Below are 19,986 nucleotides of genomic sequence, written 5' to 3'. Positions count from 1 at the left end.
ATATTTTAACTTTTAGGTTATGCTTTGTAAAGAATAACATTTTATATTATACCCATTATTTTAATAAAAAGACTTAGAAGATTTAAATAAATTTAAGATATATGATTGAATACAAAATGCAGAATTAGTTTCAAAACAAGAACAAAATAGTATATAATATATAATAATTAGAAAATTAAAATAATTAATAGTTAAGTATATTCTTAGAAGAAAGGGCATTTGAATGGAGATTAAATTTATAGAAATAAATGAAAATGACTTTGAAGATTTTGAATTAATAGCACATTGGGATAATCAAAGTGATATAAAATACCTTATTAGACCTAATTTTACAAAGGGTAAAATGGATGATATAAAAGTAGATAGTATAATAAATGGATTTAAATCAAATGGTAATAAGAAGATATATATAATATCGTGTGATTATAAAAAGATTGGGTATATTAGTATAGAAACAGACTTTTTTGGATTGTACAAAAAAGAAAAAAACAGTGTATGGATTGGTATATGTATAGGAGAGTCTGAATATAGAGGTAGAGGTATAGCAAAACAGGCTATGGGATATATAGAAGAAATTAGTAAGCTGCTAAACCAGAAGCGAATTGAATTAGGTGTATTTGAATATAATAAAAAAGCAATTGAATTATATAAAACAATGGGATATGAAAAAATAGGTGAGCATAAAAACATTGTGTACTATAATGGTACATGGCATAGTGATATAAGAATGGAAAAATACATATAGATAAAATGCATCGTTTATACGATGTATTTTTTTTGAAAATAGTAATTTAAATTTGAAATTTTCTGTCAAGAAAAGGCTATTCTTCAATGAAAACGATAGTAAATGAAGTTTAATTATTGACAAAAATTAAACTTATAAAAAGTTGATAAAAAACATTGACTACATACAGTATATTGTATACAATATATTTATCAAAAGAAAAAGGGAGAGAAAAGAAGATGATATTTTTAAATAAATTAGCAAAAACAATGAAAGAAATAACAAGTTATATATTAGTAAATGAGAGAATTAACAGCCAAAGATGTGTGGCGAAAGATATAGATACAACTAGAACTATCATAGATAGTAAATAGTGCCCTAAAAAACTCCAAGATGTAAAATATAGAAAAAGCATTATTTTTAAATAATGCTTTTTTTATGTTTAAAATATTTTACAGATTATTAAAAAAATTTAAAAAATAAAATTTACAGTAGGATAGTATTTCTAAACAAATAAAAAAGTTATATGAACAAAGATTTATGTATACTAAATTAAAATAGTAGCTAATATAAACTTATATAAAAAAATAAAATATGTAGCCATTGAAAATACTGGCTTCTAAACAAAACTTGAATTTTTATGAAAAAAATATAAAAAAACTATTGAAATTTAAAAATAAAAATTGTATAATTTAAGATTAAAAAATTCCAGTATACAAAGGCTAATTGGTGTAATATAATGAAGTAAACCAAGAAAAAGGAAGGGATATTATGGCCAGGCGGCGATTTTTAGAAAGCTTAGGAAAGATTTTATTAGGATCTTTTATATTAGCTTTTGGATTTTACAATTTTTATTATTTAAACAACATAACTGAAGGTGGAGTGTTAGGACTTTTACTACTGCTAAAGAATGTATTTAATATAGAGCCTTCTATAGCGAATATTATTATCGATGGAGCACTTCTATTAATAGGGTATAAATTTTTCGGGAAAAAATTCTTTATTTACTCGGTGATAGCATCAGTAAGTTTCTCATTTTTATATGAATGCTTTGAATATATAGGTCCAATAATACCTCAAATACACAGTATGCTATTAGCAACAATACTAGCAGGTATAAGTGTTGGATTAGGTGTGGGTCTTATAGTAAAGGCAGGAGCAGCAGCAGGAGGAGACGATGCTTTAGCATTAGTGATTGCTAAGACTACATCTTTAAATATAGGTATTGTATATCTATTAGGTGATGTTGTAGTATTGATTTTATCACTTACGTATTTATCATTATTTGATATATTCTACTCGTTAATTGCAGTTACAATAAGTGGTAAAGTTATAGATTTAATATATTATCATAATAATAATTCACAAAAGATTACTGAAACTATATAATAATTTAATAAATTATTATATGTTTCAATAATAAAAGAGGAATAGTATATCTTAAATGATACTATTCCTCTTTTATTATAAAAAATAAAATATATAGTATACAATTTTAAACGTATAGTGTATACTATATTTAAAATAAAGAGTAAAAAAATGAATTAGTATATAATAAATGACGAACTAGGGGGACATAATTATGAAGATAAAAATAGGAATAAATGGATTTGGAAGAATAGGAAGGGCTGTCTTAAGAATAGCTGGTGAAAGACTTGATGAAAATATTGAAATAGTAGCAATAAATGCAAGAGGAACAGCTGAGACTTTAGCACATCTATTCACATATGATTCTTGTTATGGAACATTTAAAGGTGAAGTTGAAGCTAAGGACGATGAGACTTTATTAATAAATTCAAAAGAAATAAAGATTTTAAGAAATAATGACCCTAAGGATATACCTTGGAAAGAGCTAGGAGTAGATATTGTTGTAGAATCTACAGGTATATTTACAAAAAGAGAACAAGCTCAAAAACATATTGATGCAGGAGCTAAAAAAGTAATAATAACAGCTCCAGGAAGTGATGAAGATTTAACTATAGTAATGGGTGTAAATGAAGAAAAGTATAATGATAAGGTTCATAATATAGTATCTAATGCATCGTGTACTACAAATTGTTTAGCACCACTAGCAAAAGCAATAGATGAAGCTTTTGGTATAGAAAAAGGGTTAATGACAACTATACATTCATACACTAATGATCAGCAAATATTAGATAAAAATCATAAAGATTTAAGAAGAGCAAGGGCAGCAGGTGAATCTATGATACCAACTACAACAGGGGCAGCAAAAGCTGTGTCAAAAGTCTTACCTCAGTTAGAAGGTAAATTAAATGGATTTGCTGTAAGGGTTCCAACGCCTACGGTTTCATTAGTTGATTTAGTATGTGAATTAAAAACAGACGTAACAATAGAAAAAGTAAATAATGCATTAAAAAATGCATCTCAAACTACATTAAAAGGAATATTAGGATATTGTGAAAAACCACTAGTATCAGTTGATTATAAACAAGATGAAAGATCTTCGATAGTTGATGGATTGTCTACAATGGTTATGGATAATAAAATGATTAAAGTTGTTTCTTGGTATGATAATGAATGGGGATACTCAACTAGAACAGTAGATTTAGTAAATCATATTGCAAGAAATATGTTTAAACAATCAAATAATTAATATAAAAAAATAGTCATAAATAAACAAAATGCCTATACTTCATGCATTATGAGGTATAGGTATTTTGTTTAAGATGACAAAAAATACTAAAAAATGAAAAAAAACTAGAATAAGCATGAATTTTATTATATAATATACCAAATACAATAAATGTAAACTTAGGCTTTAAGTAAAGTCAAAGTCAGATTTTAAAATTTAATAAGGGGATGATTTACATGGAAAAGAGCGTAGAGAGAAGGAGAGTAAAGGCCATTGGGCTTGAAACTTTCGTATTTTTAGCGCTACTACTAGCTGGATTTGGATACATAGCTAGTATAATGGGTGCTGGTGTAATGTTTAAAGTTATAATGAGCACAGCACACGATTTACTTTTAAACACAGTATTTTTAATAATGGCAATGGCTGTATTAGCAGGTGCGCTTAGTGCACTATTATCAGAATTTGGAGTTATTTCACTTTTAAATAAATTATTTGCCATTTTTATGAAACCCTTATATGGACTACCCGGAGCGAGTATAGCTGGAGCTATAACGACTTACTTATCTGACAATCCTGCAATAATTTCATTTAGCAAAGATAAAGCCTTTACTAAATATTTTAAAGAATATCAAGTTCCTGCGTTATGCAACTTAGGAACATCTTTTGGAATGGGTCTTATTGTAACAACATTTATGATATCTCAAGGTGAAGAATATGTAGTACCAGCAATAATAGGTAATGTAGCTGCAATAATAGGTAGTGTAGTAAGTGTTAGGATAATGCTACATTTTACTAAAAAGTTCTATTTAAAAAATGAAGAAAGTAATTCTATAGAAGAAGTTGCAGTCTCACTTGTAAATGAAGATTGCAAAAAAAATATACAATTAAAAGATTCACAAGAATATAGAGAAATTAGAGATGGAAGCATATTTCAAAGAGTATTGGATGCAATGTTGGAAGGTGGAAAGTCAGGAGTAGAGTTAGGTTTAGCTATTATTCCAGGAGTATTAATAGTATGTACGTTAGTCATGTTATTAACTTTTGGACCTTCTGTAGATCCAGCAACAGGAAAAGAAGTTTATAAAGGTGTAGCATATGAAGGTATAGCATTACTTCCTGTTATAGGAGAAAAGTTAAGATTTATATTAGAGCCTATGTTTGGATTTACATCATCACAAGCTATAGCATTTCCTATTACATCATTAGGTGCGGTTGGTGCTGCAATGAGTTTAGTACCAAAATTTATAGCGGATAATGTTATAACTCCTAACGATATAGCTGTATTTACTGCTATGGGAATGTGCTGGAGTGGGTACTTAAGTACTCATGTAGGTATGATGGACGCTTTAGATGCTAGAGGATTAACTAGTAAAGCGATACTTTCTCATACTATTGGTGGGCTTTGTGCAGGTATGGCAGCTCACTTTATATTCGTTATTTTATGTTAGAATTACATAAACAAAAAAGTAGACTTAAGAACTCTTAAGTCTACTTTTTTTACTTTTTACTAAGTACGGAGTTTATTTAACGTGCCAATTAAAACTAACTTTAGATGCTTTAAATTACTTAGATGTATTTTTATGAGATTTTATAGGTCTAGCAGTGTTTTGACTAACAGAACCTGTTTTTGAAGGTCTTAAACGAGGTTCAATATTAAGTTCCTCTGCTATCTCTAAGCTTGATTGTGCTACATTTTTGCACTGTTTAGGGTCTTTAATGTTTTTATTCTTTGCCATGATGTCCTCCTAAGTGAAAAATTATCTAGCAATAATAATTTAACCAAAATAATTATTTTATATTATGTAAGATAAGGAAATTAGAAAATAAAACTATTTTTATAGTTATATTAATGTATTATAAATTCTAAAATAGATAATCATATACCTAGAGAGTTTAAGCACTAAAGGAGGTATGATTTTGAATATAGCAATAAGTCTTATTGGAGGTTTAGGACTTTTTTTATATGGCATGAGCCTTATGGGAGAGGGATTACAAAAATCAGCTGGAGATAAATTAAAAAGAATAATAGAACTTTTGACTAGCAATATAATAATGGGAGTTTTAGTAGGAACAGTTGTTACAGCTATTATTCAAAGTTCTAGTGCAACAACTGTAATGGTTGTAGGATTTGTAAATGCAGGACTTATGGGGCTTTCCCAAGCTATAGGAGTTATAATGGGAGCTAATATTGGTACTACAGTAACAGCTCAGTTAGTAAGTTTTAATTTAGAAGGGTTAGCACCAATAACATTAGGGATAGGGATTGTATTATACCTTTTTTCATCAAAACCTAAAGTAAAAAATATTGCAGAAATATTATTGGGATTTGGTATATTATTTACAGGGATGGAATTTATGAAAGATGCAGTAAATCCTTTAGCTGAATATAAAGGATTTACAGATGCACTTATTAGTTTTGGACAAAGACCAATACTTGGACTGCTTTTAGGTTTAGTTATAACAGCCATTGTTCAAAGTTCAAGTGCTTCAATGGGAATGCTAATAGCACTAGCTGCTCAAGGATTAATACCATTAAGTTCGGCACTTCCTATACTATATGGTCAAAATATAGGTACCTGTGTTACTTCTCTAATTTCAAGTATAGGAGCAAATAGAAATGCTAAACGAGCTGCAATAATGCATTTATTATTTAATATAATAGGAACAATAATATTTTTATTATTCTTAAATAAGCCAGTAGTATCAATTGTAACAAAAATTAACCCAAATGATGTAGCTAGACAACTAGCTAATACTCATACTTTATTTAATATAATTTCAGTAATAATTTTACTTCCATTTGCGAAATATATAGTAAAAATAGCAATGAGAATAATACCAGAAGGTGCAGATGAAAAAGAAAATGAAACATTTCTCGATGAAAGAATTCTAGAAACACCATCTATAGCATTTGGTAATACTATTAAAGAAACTTTAAAAATGGCGGATTTATCAAAAGATTGTTTGAATACATCATTAAATAGTTTTTTTAAAAAAGATTCTAAAGAGGCTCACAACGCTTTAGAGATGGAGACAAAAATAAAAGAATTACAAAAAAATATATCTAATTATTTATTAAAGCTATCTAAAACATCTATTACAAAAGAATCAATAGACGATATAGATAATTTGTTTAACACTATAAATGATATAGAAAGAATAGGTGCACATTCAGAAAATATAGCAGAGATATCAATAGAATCGATTGATAAAAAAATAGATATGTCTGATGAAGGAACTAAAGAAATCAATCAGATGTATGAAAAGGTAAAAGAAAACTGTGAAAGTATTATAAAACTTATAGAAACTAAAGATTCTAATATTGCACGTAAAATAATAAAAACAGAAGAAGAGGTTAATAAAATAGAAAAGTCTATAAGAGTAAATCATATATATAGATTAAATAATAATGATTGTAATATAGATTCTGGAATTTTATATCTTGACTTAATAACAAATTTAGAAAGAATATCAGATCATTGTTCAAATATAGCCAAAAGAATTTACAATTAAAATTATTTCAAAATAGGTCATATTAAATGACCTATTTTTTTATGTGGAAATTAATTACTTATATAAAATATTAAATTGATAAAATATTAAAAAAAATAATGAATAAGAAAAAATGATAAAAAAATACATTAAATAAATTATCCAACATATAAGATATCTAAAATGCATAAATTTTAATATTAGATAAATAGGATTTTATTAAAAATATAGTCAAATATATTTATGCATTTGGGGGGATAGAAATGGATGAAGTATTTCGCATAGGTATTGATATTGGTTCAACTACAGTTAAAACAGTAGTGCTTAGTGCTAACAATAATATAGTATATAAAGAATATAAAAGACATTACTCAGATGTAAAAAAATCTGTAAAAGAAGTTTTAGTTAATATTTATAGTAAGTTAGAAAATTCAAAAGTTACTATTGCTATAACTGGCTCAGGAGGTATAGATATCTCTACAAAGCTAGATATTAAATTTATTCAAGAGGTCATAGCATCTACAAAAGCAATTGAATATTTTTACCCTCAAACAGATGTTGTAATAGAACTTGGAGGAGAAGACGCAAAAATAACATATCTAAGCGGAGGAATTGACCAAAGAATGAATGGTATCTGTGCAGGTGGAACAGGTGCATTTATAGATCAAATGGCATCTCTTTTACAAACTGATGCTATAGGTCTAAATGAAATGGCAAAAGACTATAAAGTAATTTATCCTATAGCATCGAGATGTGGGGTATTTGCTAAAACAGATATACAGCCTCTTATAAATGATGGAGCTAAGAAAAGTGATATTGCTATGAGTATTTTCAATGCAGTTGTTATGCAGACAGTAAGTGTATTAGCTTGTGGGAGAAAAATTAAAGGTAAAATAGCTTTTTTGGGAGGACCACTATATTTTTTATCACAGCTTAGAGAATGTTTTAAAAAAGTACTAAAACTAGATAACAAAGACATAATTTTTCCAGAAGATGCACAACTTTACGTAGCTATGGGAGCGAGTTTATTATCTGAAAAAGAAGACATTATAAACTTAAATGATTTAATAAAAAAAATACAAAATCTAGATATTGAAGATTTTGATAATGTAAATAAATTAGAGCCTTTATTTAAGGATAATTTAGAATATAAAGAATTTATAAAAAGACATGAAAAAAATATAATTAAGATTAAAGGGATACAAGATTTTGAAGGTGACTGTTTTTTAGGAATAGATGCAGGTTCGACAACCACTAAAGTAGCTTTGATAGATGATAAGGGGAATTTGTTGTATACACACTATAGCAGTAATGAAGGAAGACCATTAGAAGCAGTTATAGATGTAATGAACGAAGTATATGATATACTTCCAAATAAATGTAATATAGTATCGTCTACTGTAACTGGATATGGTGAAGGATTGATAAAAAAAGCCTTGAAAATAGACTATGGAGAAATAGAAACTATAGCGCACTATAAATCAGCTAAATTTTTTAATAAAGATGTTGATTTTATTCTAGATATAGGCGGGCAGGACATGAAATGCTTAAAAATAAAAAATGGAGTTATAGACAGTATCATATTAAATGAAGCTTGTTCTTCAGGTTGTGGATCATTTTTAGAAACTTTTGCAACATCTTTATCAATGGATATAAAAGAGTTTGCTAAAAAAGGTATATATTCAAAGTCTCCTGTTGATTTGGGATCTAGGTGTACAGTATTTATGAATTCTAGAGTAAAGCAAGCACAAAAAGAAGGTGCAACTATAGCTGATATTTCGGCAGGCCTTTCATATTCAGTAATAAAAAATGCACTGTTTAAAGTAATTAAAATAAGAGATGTAAATGAAATAGGAAAACATATAGTAGTTCAAGGAGGGACATTTTATAATGATTTAGTTTTAAGAAGTTTTGAAAAACTTATAGGTAAAGATGTAATAAGACCATCTATTGCTGGAGTTATGGGAGCTTTTGGAGCAGCTTTAATAGCGAAAGAAAAATACAAATATGGATATGAAACTAATTTATTGAAAAAAGAAGAGCTAAAAAATATAAATCTAGATGTAAGTGTAAATAGGTGCGGAGGGTGTTCAAACAATTGCTTATTGACTATAAATAAGTTTTCAGAACAAGAGGTTTTTGTGTCTGGAAATCGATGTGAAAAAGGAGAAATTATTTACAATAAAAATAAAAAAGTAAATAAATCTATAAATTTATTCAAGTATAAATATAACAGAGTATTTAAGTATAAGCCATTATTAAAAGAAGAAGCTTTTATGGGGGAAATAGGAATACCTAGAGTATTGAACATATATGAAGATTATCCTTTTTGGCATACATTTTTTACAGAGCTAGGATTTAGGGTAGTTCTATCTAGTAGATCTTCAAAAGATATTTATGAAAAGGGGATAACTTCTATTGCATCAGAAACTGTATGTTATCCTGCAAAATTTGCTCACGGTCATATAGAATCATTGATAGAACAAGGAATAAAGCATATATTTTATCCGTGTATAACAAATGAGAAAAAAGAGGATTTGAATGCAAATAATTATTATAATTGTCCAGTAGTTATATCATATTCTGAAGTTATAAAAAATAATATTGAAGAAATTAGAGAAAAGAATGTAACTTATATAAATCCATTTTTAAGCTTAAATAATAAGAGCAAACTTAAAGCTAGACTTTATGAAGAATTATCTAAAGTTTTTGGAAATATATTAAAAGTAAATGTAGAAAAAGCGGTAGATAAGGCAAGTGAAGAACAAGAAAATTTTAAAAGAGATATTGAAAATGAAGGTGAAAAAGCACTTTTAGAAATTAAAGAAAGAAATATGAAAGCTATTGTTCTATGTGGTAGACCTTATCATCTAGATCCAGAAATAAACCATGGAATACCAGAAGTAATAAACTCACTAGGTATGGCAGTATTAACAGAGGACTCTGTAAGCCATTTAGGTGTTGTAAAAAGACCATTAAGAGTTGTAGACCAATGGGTTTATCATTCAAGACTTTATAGAGCTGCAAGTTTTGTAAAAAATGAAAAAGATTTAGAGTTAGTTCAATTAAATTCTTTTGGATGTGGGATAGATGCTGTAACCATAGATCAAGTACAAGAAATTTTAAATGAAGGTAGTAAAATTTATACGGTTATAAAAATAGATGAAGGTAATAATTTAGGGGCAGCTAAGATAAGATTGAGATCATTAAAAGCTGCAATGTTAGAAAGAGAGCTAAATGATAATAATGAATATATAGAAAATAAAAAAATTGAATATAAAAAAGGTGTTTTAGCTAAAAATCACACAATATTAGCTCCGCAAATGTCTCCTATACATTTTCAATTCTTTGAAGAAGCTGTTAATATAAGTGGATTTAAACTAGAAGTATTAAATTCAACGGGAAGTCATATTGTAGAGGAAGGGTTAAGATATGTAAATAATGATGCTTGCTATCCAGCTATAATTGTAATAGGTCAGATAATAAATGCATTAAAATCAGGGGAATATGATTTAAACAGTACATCTGTTGCAATAACTCAGACAGGTGGAGGATGCAGGGCTACAAATTATATAGGATTTTTAAGAAAAGCAATGTATGATGCTGGATTTAAAGAAGTGCCTGTAATATCTTTAAGTGTTAATGGAATAGAAAAAAATGGACTAATAAAAAATGTTAATTTAAAACTTATAAATAGAATATTTATGGGTGCAATATACGGAGACTTACTTATGAAAGTTTTGTATAGAGTAAGACCTTACGAGAAAGTGAATGGTAGCAGTAACAATCTTTATGATAAATGGGTAAAAATATGCAAAGATTCATTGAATAAGGCAAATATAAAAACCTTTAATAGAAATATTAAAGAAATAATCTATGATTTTGATAATTTAGAATTAGTAGATATAAAGAAACCAAAGGTAGGCCTAGTTGGAGAAATTTTAGTCAAATTTCACCCACTTGCTAATAACTACTTAGTTGATATTATAGAAAATGAGGGTGCAGAAGCTGTTGTTCCAGAGCTTATAAACTTTTTTTATAGTTGTTCACTAAATACAGTTTTTAAATATCAGTACTTAGAAGGCAAATGGATAACTAAAGCAATAGGCAAATCTATTATATGGTTTATGGAAAATTATCAGAAAACTTATAAGGAAGAGCTAATAAAAAGTAAAAGATTTAGTTGTCCTCAAAAAATAACTAATGTGGCTACAAGTACCAAAAAAGTGATTTCAACTTGCAACCAAACTGGTGAAGGTTGGCTATTAACAGGTGAGATGATAGAACTAATTGAGGATGGAATAAATAATATTATATGTATGCAGCCCTTTGGATGCCTCCCTAATCATATAACTGGAAAAGGACAAATAAAGGAGCTTAAAAGAATTTATAAAAATGCAAATATAATACCTATTGATTATGACCCATCAGCTAGTGAGACTAATCAGCTTAATAGAATAAAATTAATGCTTTCAACCGCATTTGAAAATATATAGTTTAAAATAAAAGGTGTTAAATTTATTATTTATAGCACCTTTTATTTATATTTTAATTTATACATTAATTCTATTTTAATGAACTAATATATTATACAATTCGATAATTTTGAGATAATAAATACATTTAAATAATATTGTTACTTTTTAATTAAAACATAAACATAAAATAATGAATAAACAATTAATTATAAGTTATTTTACATATTATATGAGTGATTATGTTATAATTATATAGAATTAAAGAAATAGTAAAGGTGGGCTAGCTATGAAGGTAGTTAACAATGCTATATCTTCGGATTATTTAAGGTATAAAGTAGATGAAGATATAAGTATTTATCAAGGTAGATTTTGTATTTACTTGGATAAAAAATATAGATGTAGTGGAATAATATATTACAAAATGACACCTCCAGTATCTATGAATTTTAAAGCTCAAATATTATCGGTAGAAGATGAAGACATTGATTTAGATTTAGACTATGATGATGCAATATTAGAAATGTATGGGTATAAACCAATATCTATAACAATAAATACTATAAATGATTTTAACATAGAGGGATATGCTAATGATAATTACATAAAATCTAAAAATTCATATGTAGAATATATTGATTTTCATATAGTTAATTTAGATAAATTTCCTGGAACTCTTATAAAACACGTGGATAAGTTGTTTGTGGGTAGGATACAATTTGAATTAAATGACTTTGTCATAACAATAGATAAAAGGTATGATTATAGAAAAGAGTTGTACGAAGAATTAAAAGCAAAATCGGGGAGTATAATAACTCATATTGGTAGAATAGAAAGAAAAGATAAAAAATTATTTAGAACAAATAATATGCTAAATTTCATAGATAGGCTTTCATTTGCACTAAGTTTTATGTGCGGTAGATACGTAGGAATTTGTCTAGTTAAAGGATATCAAAATAATAATAATGTATACAGATTATGGCGAGAAAATATAATAAGTCCCTATAAATTTGTACCTACGTGGACAGACACATTAGCTAATCATCATAATATAGAAAAGTATATGTCTTTAATGACTAAAAAACTAGAAGATGGATATTGTGGTCCTGTTATAAAAACTGTTATTGATTGGTACATAGAGTCTTTAGGTGAAATTACTATAGAAAACAATATAATATCTATACAAATAGCCCTAGAAACATTATCATATATGATTTTAGTAGAGCAGGAAAAAATATTAAATAATGAAGAATTTGATATGAATAGTGCTGCTAAAAATATAAAGATGGTATTAGATTTATGCAAAATACCATATAGTAGTGATGAGCTAGAACTGTTCGATGATTGGATAAGGGCTAGATTTGATGATGGAATCGATTTGATAATTTATTTTAGAAATAAAATAGTACATCCAACTAGAAAAGATAACAGAGCTACACTTACTGTTGAAGACATGTGGAATATAATTCAAATTGGGACAAGATATGTAGAGCTAATAGTTTTATCGTTTATAGGATATAAAGGAGAATATTCAAATCGTTTAAAAGAAAGATGGTTTGGAGAAGTTGAAGTAGTTCCTTGGAATTAAATTTGATTTAATATAAAATGTTTGGGTATATATAAAATATAATAAACAGCAAAGGGTGATACTTATGATAAAATTTTATGGATATTCAAAATGATCGACTGTAAGAAAAGCCAAGGCTTGGCTTAAAGAAAATAACATAGACTTTGAGGATATAGAAATAGTTAAAAATCCTCCAACAAAAGATGAATTGAAAAATATGTATGAAATAAGCGGATATGAATTAAAGAAATTTTTTAACACTAGTGGAGTAAAGTATAGAGAGCTAGGGTTAAAAGATATTGTTAAAACAGAATCTGATGAAAAGCTTTTAGAAATATTAGCTAGTGATGGAATGCTTATAAAAAGACCTATAGCATTTAACGGTAAAAATGTTGTTATTGGTTTTAAAGAAGATGAATGGAAAGATAAATTATTATAAATAAAAACTCCTATTGAGTAAAGCTATATTACTCAATAGGAGTTTTTTTATAAAAAAATATAGACTAAGTGTAACTTAAGTGTTATTATGTGTATATAGATAATATATACACTTTATATACAGATATATACAGTGTATTAAATAGAGGTGATAAATTGAATATAAACGTTAGTAACTCATCGACGATACCTTTATATGAACAAATTCAAAATCAAATAAAGGCGCAAATATTAAGTGGATGCTTAACACCAGGAGAAGGATTACCATCAATAAGAAATCTGGCTAAAGAACTTAAAGTAAGTATAATAACTACTAAAAGAGCTTATGAGGAATTAGAAAAAGAAGGATTCTTACAAACTGTAGCAGGTAAAGGTACTTTTGTAGCTCAGCAAAACACAGAAAGATTAAAGGAAATGGCCATGTATGAAATTGAAAGCAAACTAGAAGAAATAATAAAACAAGCTAAGTCTGTAGGGGTAAGTTTAGAAGAAGGTATAGAAATATTTAAAAGTATATATGAAGAAGTTTAGGAGGAGAAATATGAGTGCTATAGAGATTAGTAATGTAACAAAAACTTTAAATGAATTTGAGTTAAATATAGAAAATTTAAACATAGAAAAAGGTTTTATTACAGGATTTATAGGTCCTAATGGAAGTGGAAAAACTACTACTATAAAGTTGATTTTAAATATGATTTTTAAAGATAGTGGTAGTATAAAAATATTTGGAAAAGAATATAAATCTGATGATATAGATATAAAACAGATCATAGGATATGTTGGCGATGTATCCGGATATATTCCAGAATCGAAAATAAAAGATATAAAAAAAGGTGTATCTATGTTTTATAAAAATTGGGATGAAAAAGTATATCAAAAATACCTAGAAAAGTTCAAATTAAATGAAAATAAAAGATATAAAGAGTTATCTAAAGGTCAACAAAAAAAGTTTGAACTTATAATGGCTCTTTCGCATCACCCTAAAATAATAATAATGGATGAACCAACAGCTAACTTAGATCCTCTAGTTAGAAATGAATTTTTAGAAATATTACAAGATCATATAGAAAAAGAAGAAGCAACTGTATTTTATTCTACTCATATAACTTCAGATTTAGATAAAGTATCTGACTATTTAGTGTTTATATATAATGGAAAAATAATGCTAAAGGGTGAAAAAGATATTATATTAGATAATCACAAGATAATAAGAGGTAATAAAAATCTAATAGACGATGATACAAAGAAAGAACTAGTTAGCTTTAAAGAAAATCAGTTTGGGTTTGAAGGTCTAACATCAAATGCAAAATCAGCATATGAAGTGTTTGGAGAAGAAGTTGTGTATGATAAAGCTAACTTAGAGGATATTTTAATGTACTATACAAGGGGGTAAATTATGAATAATATAATGAATCTTACAAAGATGAGTTTTTTAAATTTAAAATCAGTATTTAAACAAATATGGCTTATAGCAGCTATATGGATAGTAGTTTCTACTTTTAATCCTACATTCTTAAATATGTTATTTGGAATGATTATAGTCTTGACGGTATATCAAGTAATGGCATATGAAGATATGAACGGAATAGATAATCTAATATGTGTAATTCCTGTAAAGAAAAAAGAGTATGTAATATCTAGGTATTTAATGGGTATAATTGCATTGTTTATAAGTATTATAATTGTATCTATTGAATACTTTGTAGCACTTAAGCTTAATCAAAATTTAATTCAACTAAATCTCTTATTAGTTACAGGAGGAACTGTTGGGGTTATTGCAATGTGTATCGTTATACCTATTTTACTTAAGTTTGGAATAAATAAAGGTAGAACAGTAACTATATTAATAATGATGATTTTAATGATGATACCATCTGGAGTAATAGGTTATCTAGCAGATTCTCCAGAGGCTATGGAAAAAACAATAGAAATGATAAATAATGTTGGAATTCCTTTAATAGCATTTGTATTAAATTTTATAGTTTTAGCTATATCTACTACTATATCAATAAAAATATATGAAAATAAAGAAATAAAATAATAATTTAAAAATAAGTGATAAAAGCCAGTATAGTTAAATTTAGAGACTAAAAGTTTTGAATTTAATTATATAGGCTTTTGACTTGTAAAATATTTGCACAAAAATGATAAAATAGAAGAACTAAAATTAGCTCTCAAGAATGAAAAAAATATTAGAAAGTATAAAATATATTCAGCTTTACTTAAACACCTTCAAGGCATTAATAATAAAGATATAAGTAAAATGGAAATATTAGACCCTCACACCGTAAGTTTGTATAAAAAAATACACTAGTTGACATATGAGAAAAAGTGGACTACTCTTTAAGTACAAATATTTATCTCTACACTAATGAAAAAATAAATATAAGTAGTTATATAAACATCAACATATTTAGGTGTATTTAAATTTTGTATAGAGGTAAATCAATCTATATTAAACCACAACACATGGTGTAATTACTAAAAAAGGAGTAAAATATGAAAATACAAGTATATCAAATAAGTTGTAAGGTATTTACTTTAAAAAATATCTTAACTCAAGATGCCCAATGTGAAATATGCAAAATAATAGATAGTTCACTATCTAAAAATAAAGATTGGTTAGAATTTCATAAAACTAATGAATATAAAAATTACTGTTTCGATTCATTATATCCAATTCCTAAAGACAAGATATACAAATCTAATCAAATATATACATTCACAATAAGAACAATAAATGAAGAATTAGCAAGATATCTTCAAAAGATATTAGCGAATGAATTTAATGACACTATTAAATGCCTTACTACAAAAATAAAGATAATTCCTAAAAAGTTTATAGAAAAAATATACTCTATATCACCTATGATAATGAAAAGTGATAATGGTTATTGGAAGAACAACCTCTCATTAAGAGATTTTGAAAAAAGATTAATTGAGAATTTAATAAAAAAGTACAATAGAATAAACAACACAAAAATTGATGAGGATTTTGAGTTTTATACAACATTGGAGTTTAAAAATAGAAAACCTTGTACAATGAATATTAAAAATGTAAAGCTACTTGGAGATAAAATCTCTTTAAATATATCAGATAATGAGATAGCACAAGAATTGGCTTATATGTCGCTTGGTGTAGGATTGTTAGAATGCAATTCAAGGGGTGCCGGATTCATGAACTATAGATGGTTATAAGGAGGTGGGAATGTGTTAAAAGATTGTATTGAAGTATTTACAAAAGAATATGAAAAATATGAGGACAAGCTAATACTAGATAATTACATACCATCTGATGGAAAATATATACTACTTTCAACAGAAGGTGAAAACGATTTCAAAATAGAGCATTCAATAGATATTAAATACAATAAAAAAACGGGTGAAGTTGAAGGAAGAAATAATTTACACTTCAATGAGATTTGTAATTATGATTATAATAGTAAACTTATCGACATGCAAAAACCAATGGATAGTAAAAAAATTATACAAGGAAATAATTATTTATCTTTCATTATAAAAAAAGAAAGTTTAAGCAATGGAAAACTTACAGAAGAAATAATAGATAATTATTATAAAACTTTATCTAATCCTTATTTAAAATATACTAAAACTAAAGCTAAACAAATATACGAAACAGTAGAATCTCAATTAGAAGCAATAGATCAAGAATTATTAAATAAGATTAAAAATTGGATAAAAGACAATATTTTTAATCTTGATGAACTAGGTATTGATATAAAAGGCAAAGATTATCTAAAAATATTTGTAATAGTTACTATGGAAATGTACATAACAGAAGGCAAAAGATACTTAATACCTAATATCTACAGTAAAAACGATTTTAATGAAAAAGTTGAAGATACTTTGTATGGGGTACCTAATGATAACATGAATTTAAATTCTAATAAGCCATATTTAGAAAACAAAACAAGGAAAGTAAAAGTACCATATATGGTAGATAACAAGGATATCTTATTGCAAAAGAAATTTTTTGATTACCTAATGAACTATGCAACTAAAGGAAAAACCAATATATATCTTAATGAAGATGGTATTAAATCATTTAAAAATGGTGAATTACCAGAAGCAGATTTTGAAGGTATGTATATGAGAATAAAAAAAGGGAAAGAAGTAGAGATACATTCTTATGATTTAGTAACATCATATAAGTATAAATTAAGTAAGCCTCTTAATTTTAAAGACGTATTAAGCTTACAAGATAAATTAAAATCAGATTTACAATATGGTAGCTGTAAAAATAGAAAAGATTTGCAATTTATTATAGATAATGTATTTTTCTCAAAATACTTGATAAATAACTATTATACAGAAGCTAAAGATATATCACTTAAAGATAGTGTTATAAAAAGAAATTTATTATTATCAAGACAAGCTATTTTTAATTGGATTTATAAAGGGAATGAAAATGGAGTATATGGTGTATTAAATAAAGTATCATTAGATTTAATAAAGAACTCAATTACAAACGGATATATACCAAAAGCATCACATCAATTCAATTTGAGACAAGCTATAAAAAGTTATTTTAAAGGAGGAAATGATATGGGAGATATAGTGTTAGAACTAAAGAATAACCTTAGAACAAAGATAAACTGTGCAGATACAAGTTCTTTTGAATCAGATGAGGAATATTATTTTTCAGTAGGACAATTTGTGAACTATTTATTATCAAAAAGTAAAGGTAAAAATAAACCACATTCACTAGCAAATCCATTTATAAATGCAAAAAATAATGAAGCAATAAAAGAAAAATTAAGAAATTTATATAAAAGATATAACTATGATATAGATATGCATGGAAGAAGAGTAAAAAATCTATATGCCATGATAGTATCATATGAGCCACAAGGAAAAGTAAATCAAGATATGATAATAGCAGGATATTTGCATAGTAATCTAATTTATGAAAGTAACAAGGAGGATAAATAATGAATAAGAGAGTTTATGGAGCAATAGGAATAGTATCTAAAATGGCAAATTGGAATGCTGATTTTACAGGTTATCCAAAGACAACATCTGATGGAGAAACATTTGGAAGTGATAAGGCATTAAAGTATCCAATGAAAAAAATGTGGGAGAATCAAGGGGAAAAAGTACTTTATATAAAGACAATGAAATTATCAGAGAATAAGGGAGAAATATCACTAGTACCTCGTTCGTTGAAAGAAAGATATGAACATTTATTTAATGTAGATGATTTGAAAAATTGCAAAGATAGTAAAGTAGTTCTAACAAATTTATTTAATGCATTAGATGTAAAAAATTTCGGAGCAACATTTGCAGAATCAGGAAATAATATATCTATCACAGGAGCGGTACAAATTGGGCAAGGATTTAATAAGTTTGATGGAACAAGCCCTGAAGAACAACAAATATTGTCTCCATTTAGAGATGCATCAAAAGATAATAAAAAAGAGGATTCAGAAGAAGCTAAAAACTCAACATTAGGAACAAAAATTGTAAGTAATGAAGCTCATTACTTCTATCCATTTACTATAAATACTATGGCATATAAAGAATTTAAAGAACTCGGTGTAACAGATGGATACACAGAAGAAGACTATAGCAAATTTAAGAAAGCAGCTTTAGTATCAGCTACATCATTTGCAACTAATGCAAAAGCAGGATGTGATAATGAGTTTGCACTATTTGTAGAAACAGAATCAGACTTATACTTACCTAATTTAGATGAGTTTATTGAGTTTACTAAAGGGGACGAGAAGAATACAATTAAATTAAATTGCTCTGAATTGCTAAATTCATTAAAAGATAGAATATTAAAAGTGGAAATTTATTATAATCCTTACACAACTAATATAGAATCTGAAATAGAAGGAGCTAAAAAAATTAATATATTTACACAAAAAGAGGTATAGATTATGAAGGCTTTAAAATTTAAATTATCAGGGAAAACAGCATTTTTTAAAAAGCCCGAAGTTAACTCATATTATTATTTTACCTATGGAAGTATTCATAAAGTTGCCCTATTAGGTATGTTTGGTGCAATACTTGGATATGGTGGGTATAATCAACACAGATATAACTTAGACAATATAAAAAGTTACAAAGACCCATATCCTGAGTTTTATAGTAAGCTAAATGCATTAAGGGTATCTATAGAACCACTGAATGAGAAGGCTTATACTCCTAAAAAAGTACAATTTTTTAATAATTCAATAGGAGATTACAATAAAGATAAAGACAAAAATTTATGCAACTTAATAGTAAAAGAACAATGGTTAGAAAATCCTAAATGGAACATTTATGTATTATTAGATAATGAAGAAGCCAATAAATTAAGCGATTACATTGCTAATTACAAAACAGTGTATCAACCATACTTAGGTAAAAATGATCATTATGCAAATATAAGTGAAATAGAATTATATGATGTAGAAGATATTGTGGAATATGATGATATTGATAAAATAGACTCATTATGCCCTAAAAGTTATGTTGAATTTGATATGGAAAATGATGAAGAAGAGGATTTGTTTAAATATAGTGAAAGATTGCCAATAGCATTATATGAAGCAACTAATATGTATGAGTTAGAAAGTTTTGTATTTAGTAATATGTGTATAGACTCTATTACTGTAAGTGATATATATAAAATAAACAATAAGAATATAGTATTCTTTTAAGAGGGAGGGGAAACCCTTCCTTATTTGTA

The 19,986-nt window shown here is 26.8% G+C and carries 17 protein-coding genes; 16 read left to right on the top strand and 1 reads right to left on the bottom strand.

Annotated elements, in window-relative coordinates:
- The first annotated feature begins 223 nt into the window (after nt 1-223).
- The 5 genes from NWE74_RS04195 to NWE74_RS04175 all read left to right on the top strand — a co-directional run bounded on the left by NWE74_RS04195 (nt 224) and on the right by NWE74_RS04175 (nt 4,765).
- The gene (locus NWE74_RS04195) at nt 224-745 is read left to right on the top strand and encodes a GNAT family N-acetyltransferase (RefSeq protein ID WP_258241981.1); all 522 of its coding nucleotides are present in this window, start codon (nt 224-226) and stop codon (nt 743-745) included.
- A gap of 218 nt (nt 746-963) precedes the next feature.
- On the top strand, nt 964-1,098 hold the full coding sequence (locus NWE74_RS04190) for a hypothetical protein (protein ID WP_258241980.1): 135 nt from the start codon (nt 964-966) through the stop codon (nt 1,096-1,098).
- Between the two features lie 397 nt (nt 1,099-1,495).
- Nucleotides 1,496-2,113: a YitT family protein gene (locus NWE74_RS04185; protein ID WP_258241979.1), complete on the top strand. Its 618-nt coding sequence runs from the start codon at nt 1,496-1,498 to the stop codon at nt 2,111-2,113.
- A gap of 193 nt (nt 2,114-2,306) precedes the next feature.
- Nucleotides 2,307-3,338, top strand: a complete 1,032-nt coding sequence (gap, locus tag NWE74_RS04180; RefSeq protein WP_258241978.1) for a type I glyceraldehyde-3-phosphate dehydrogenase — start codon at nt 2,307-2,309, stop codon at nt 3,336-3,338.
- 215 nt (nt 3,339-3,553) lie between these two features.
- The gene (locus NWE74_RS04175; RefSeq protein ID WP_258241977.1) at nt 3,554-4,765 is read left to right on the top strand and encodes a hypothetical protein; all 1,212 of its coding nucleotides are present in this window, start codon (nt 3,554-3,556) and stop codon (nt 4,763-4,765) included.
- A 114-nt stretch (nt 4,766-4,879) separates the two neighbouring features.
- On the opposite strand, the gene NWE74_RS04170 is transcribed toward NWE74_RS04175, so the two are convergent.
- Nucleotides 4,880-5,053: a hypothetical protein gene (locus NWE74_RS04170; protein WP_170139124.1), complete on the bottom strand. Its 174-nt coding sequence runs from the start codon at nt 5,051-5,053 to the stop codon at nt 4,880-4,882.
- A 181-nt stretch (nt 5,054-5,234) separates the two neighbouring features.
- Between NWE74_RS04170 and NWE74_RS04165 the strand changes: the two genes are divergently transcribed.
- The 11 genes from NWE74_RS04165 (at nt 5,235) to cas5b (ending at nt 19,957) form a co-directional block, all read left to right on the top strand.
- Complete coding sequence (locus tag NWE74_RS04165; RefSeq protein ID WP_258241976.1) at nt 5,235-6,830, top strand: Na/Pi cotransporter family protein; 1,596 nt, start codon at nt 5,235-5,237, stop codon at nt 6,828-6,830.
- 242 nt (nt 6,831-7,072) lie between these two features.
- Nucleotides 7,073-11,305 carry an acyl-CoA dehydratase activase-related protein gene (locus NWE74_RS04160; protein ID WP_258241975.1) on the top strand — a complete coding sequence of 1,411 codons (4,233 nt, stop codon included), beginning with the start codon at nt 7,073-7,075 and terminating at the stop codon, nt 11,303-11,305.
- Nucleotides 11,306-11,573: 268 nt separating this feature from the next.
- Nucleotides 11,574-12,872, top strand: a complete 1,299-nt coding sequence (locus NWE74_RS04155; protein ID WP_258241974.1) for a hypothetical protein — start codon at nt 11,574-11,576, stop codon at nt 12,870-12,872.
- Nucleotides 12,873-12,936: 64 nt separating this feature from the next.
- Nucleotides 12,937-13,290 carry an arsenate reductase family protein gene (locus tag NWE74_RS04150; RefSeq protein ID WP_258241973.1) on the top strand — a complete coding sequence of 118 codons (354 nt, stop codon included), beginning with the start codon at nt 12,937-12,939 and terminating at the stop codon, nt 13,288-13,290.
- A 155-nt stretch (nt 13,291-13,445) separates the two neighbouring features.
- On the top strand, nt 13,446-13,820 hold the full coding sequence (locus NWE74_RS04145; RefSeq protein ID WP_092725245.1) for a GntR family transcriptional regulator: 375 nt from the start codon (nt 13,446-13,448) through the stop codon (nt 13,818-13,820).
- Between the two features lie 10 nt (nt 13,821-13,830).
- Nucleotides 13,831-14,682, top strand: coding sequence for an ABC transporter ATP-binding protein (locus NWE74_RS04140; protein ID WP_258241972.1), 852 nt, complete (start codon nt 13,831-13,833; stop codon nt 14,680-14,682).
- A 3-nt stretch (nt 14,683-14,685) separates the two neighbouring features.
- The gene (locus NWE74_RS04135; protein ID WP_258241971.1) at nt 14,686-15,330 is read left to right on the top strand and encodes an ABC-2 transporter permease; all 645 of its coding nucleotides are present in this window, start codon (nt 14,686-14,688) and stop codon (nt 15,328-15,330) included.
- 458 nt (nt 15,331-15,788) lie between these two features.
- Complete coding sequence (cas6, locus tag NWE74_RS04130; protein WP_258241970.1) at nt 15,789-16,487, top strand: CRISPR-associated endoribonuclease Cas6; 699 nt, start codon at nt 15,789-15,791, stop codon at nt 16,485-16,487.
- Nucleotides 16,488-16,499: 12 nt separating this feature from the next.
- A complete protein-coding gene (locus tag NWE74_RS04125; protein WP_258241969.1) occupies nt 16,500-18,242 on the top strand; it encodes a type I-B CRISPR-associated protein Cas8b/Csh1 in 1,743 nt (580 codons plus the stop codon).
- Nucleotides 18,242-19,189 carry a type I CRISPR-associated protein Cas7 gene (locus NWE74_RS04120; protein WP_258241968.1) on the top strand — a complete coding sequence of 316 codons (948 nt, stop codon included), beginning with the start codon at nt 18,242-18,244 and terminating at the stop codon, nt 19,187-19,189. Before NWE74_RS04125 ends, NWE74_RS04120 begins: the two co-directional genes overlap by 1 nt.
- Nucleotides 19,190-19,192: 3 nt before the next feature.
- Nucleotides 19,193-19,957, top strand: coding sequence for a type I-B CRISPR-associated protein Cas5b (gene cas5b / locus NWE74_RS04115; RefSeq protein WP_258241967.1), 765 nt, complete (start codon nt 19,193-19,195; stop codon nt 19,955-19,957).
- Nucleotides 19,958-19,986 lie beyond the last annotated feature (29 nt).

Source organism: Romboutsia lituseburensis (assembly GCF_024723825.1).
GTDB classification, from domain to species: domain Bacteria; phylum Bacillota; class Clostridia; order Peptostreptococcales; family Peptostreptococcaceae; genus Romboutsia_F; species Romboutsia_F lituseburensis_A.
Note: the sequence above shows the minus strand (reverse complement) of the source record. Positions and strands in the feature narration are given on the sequence as shown.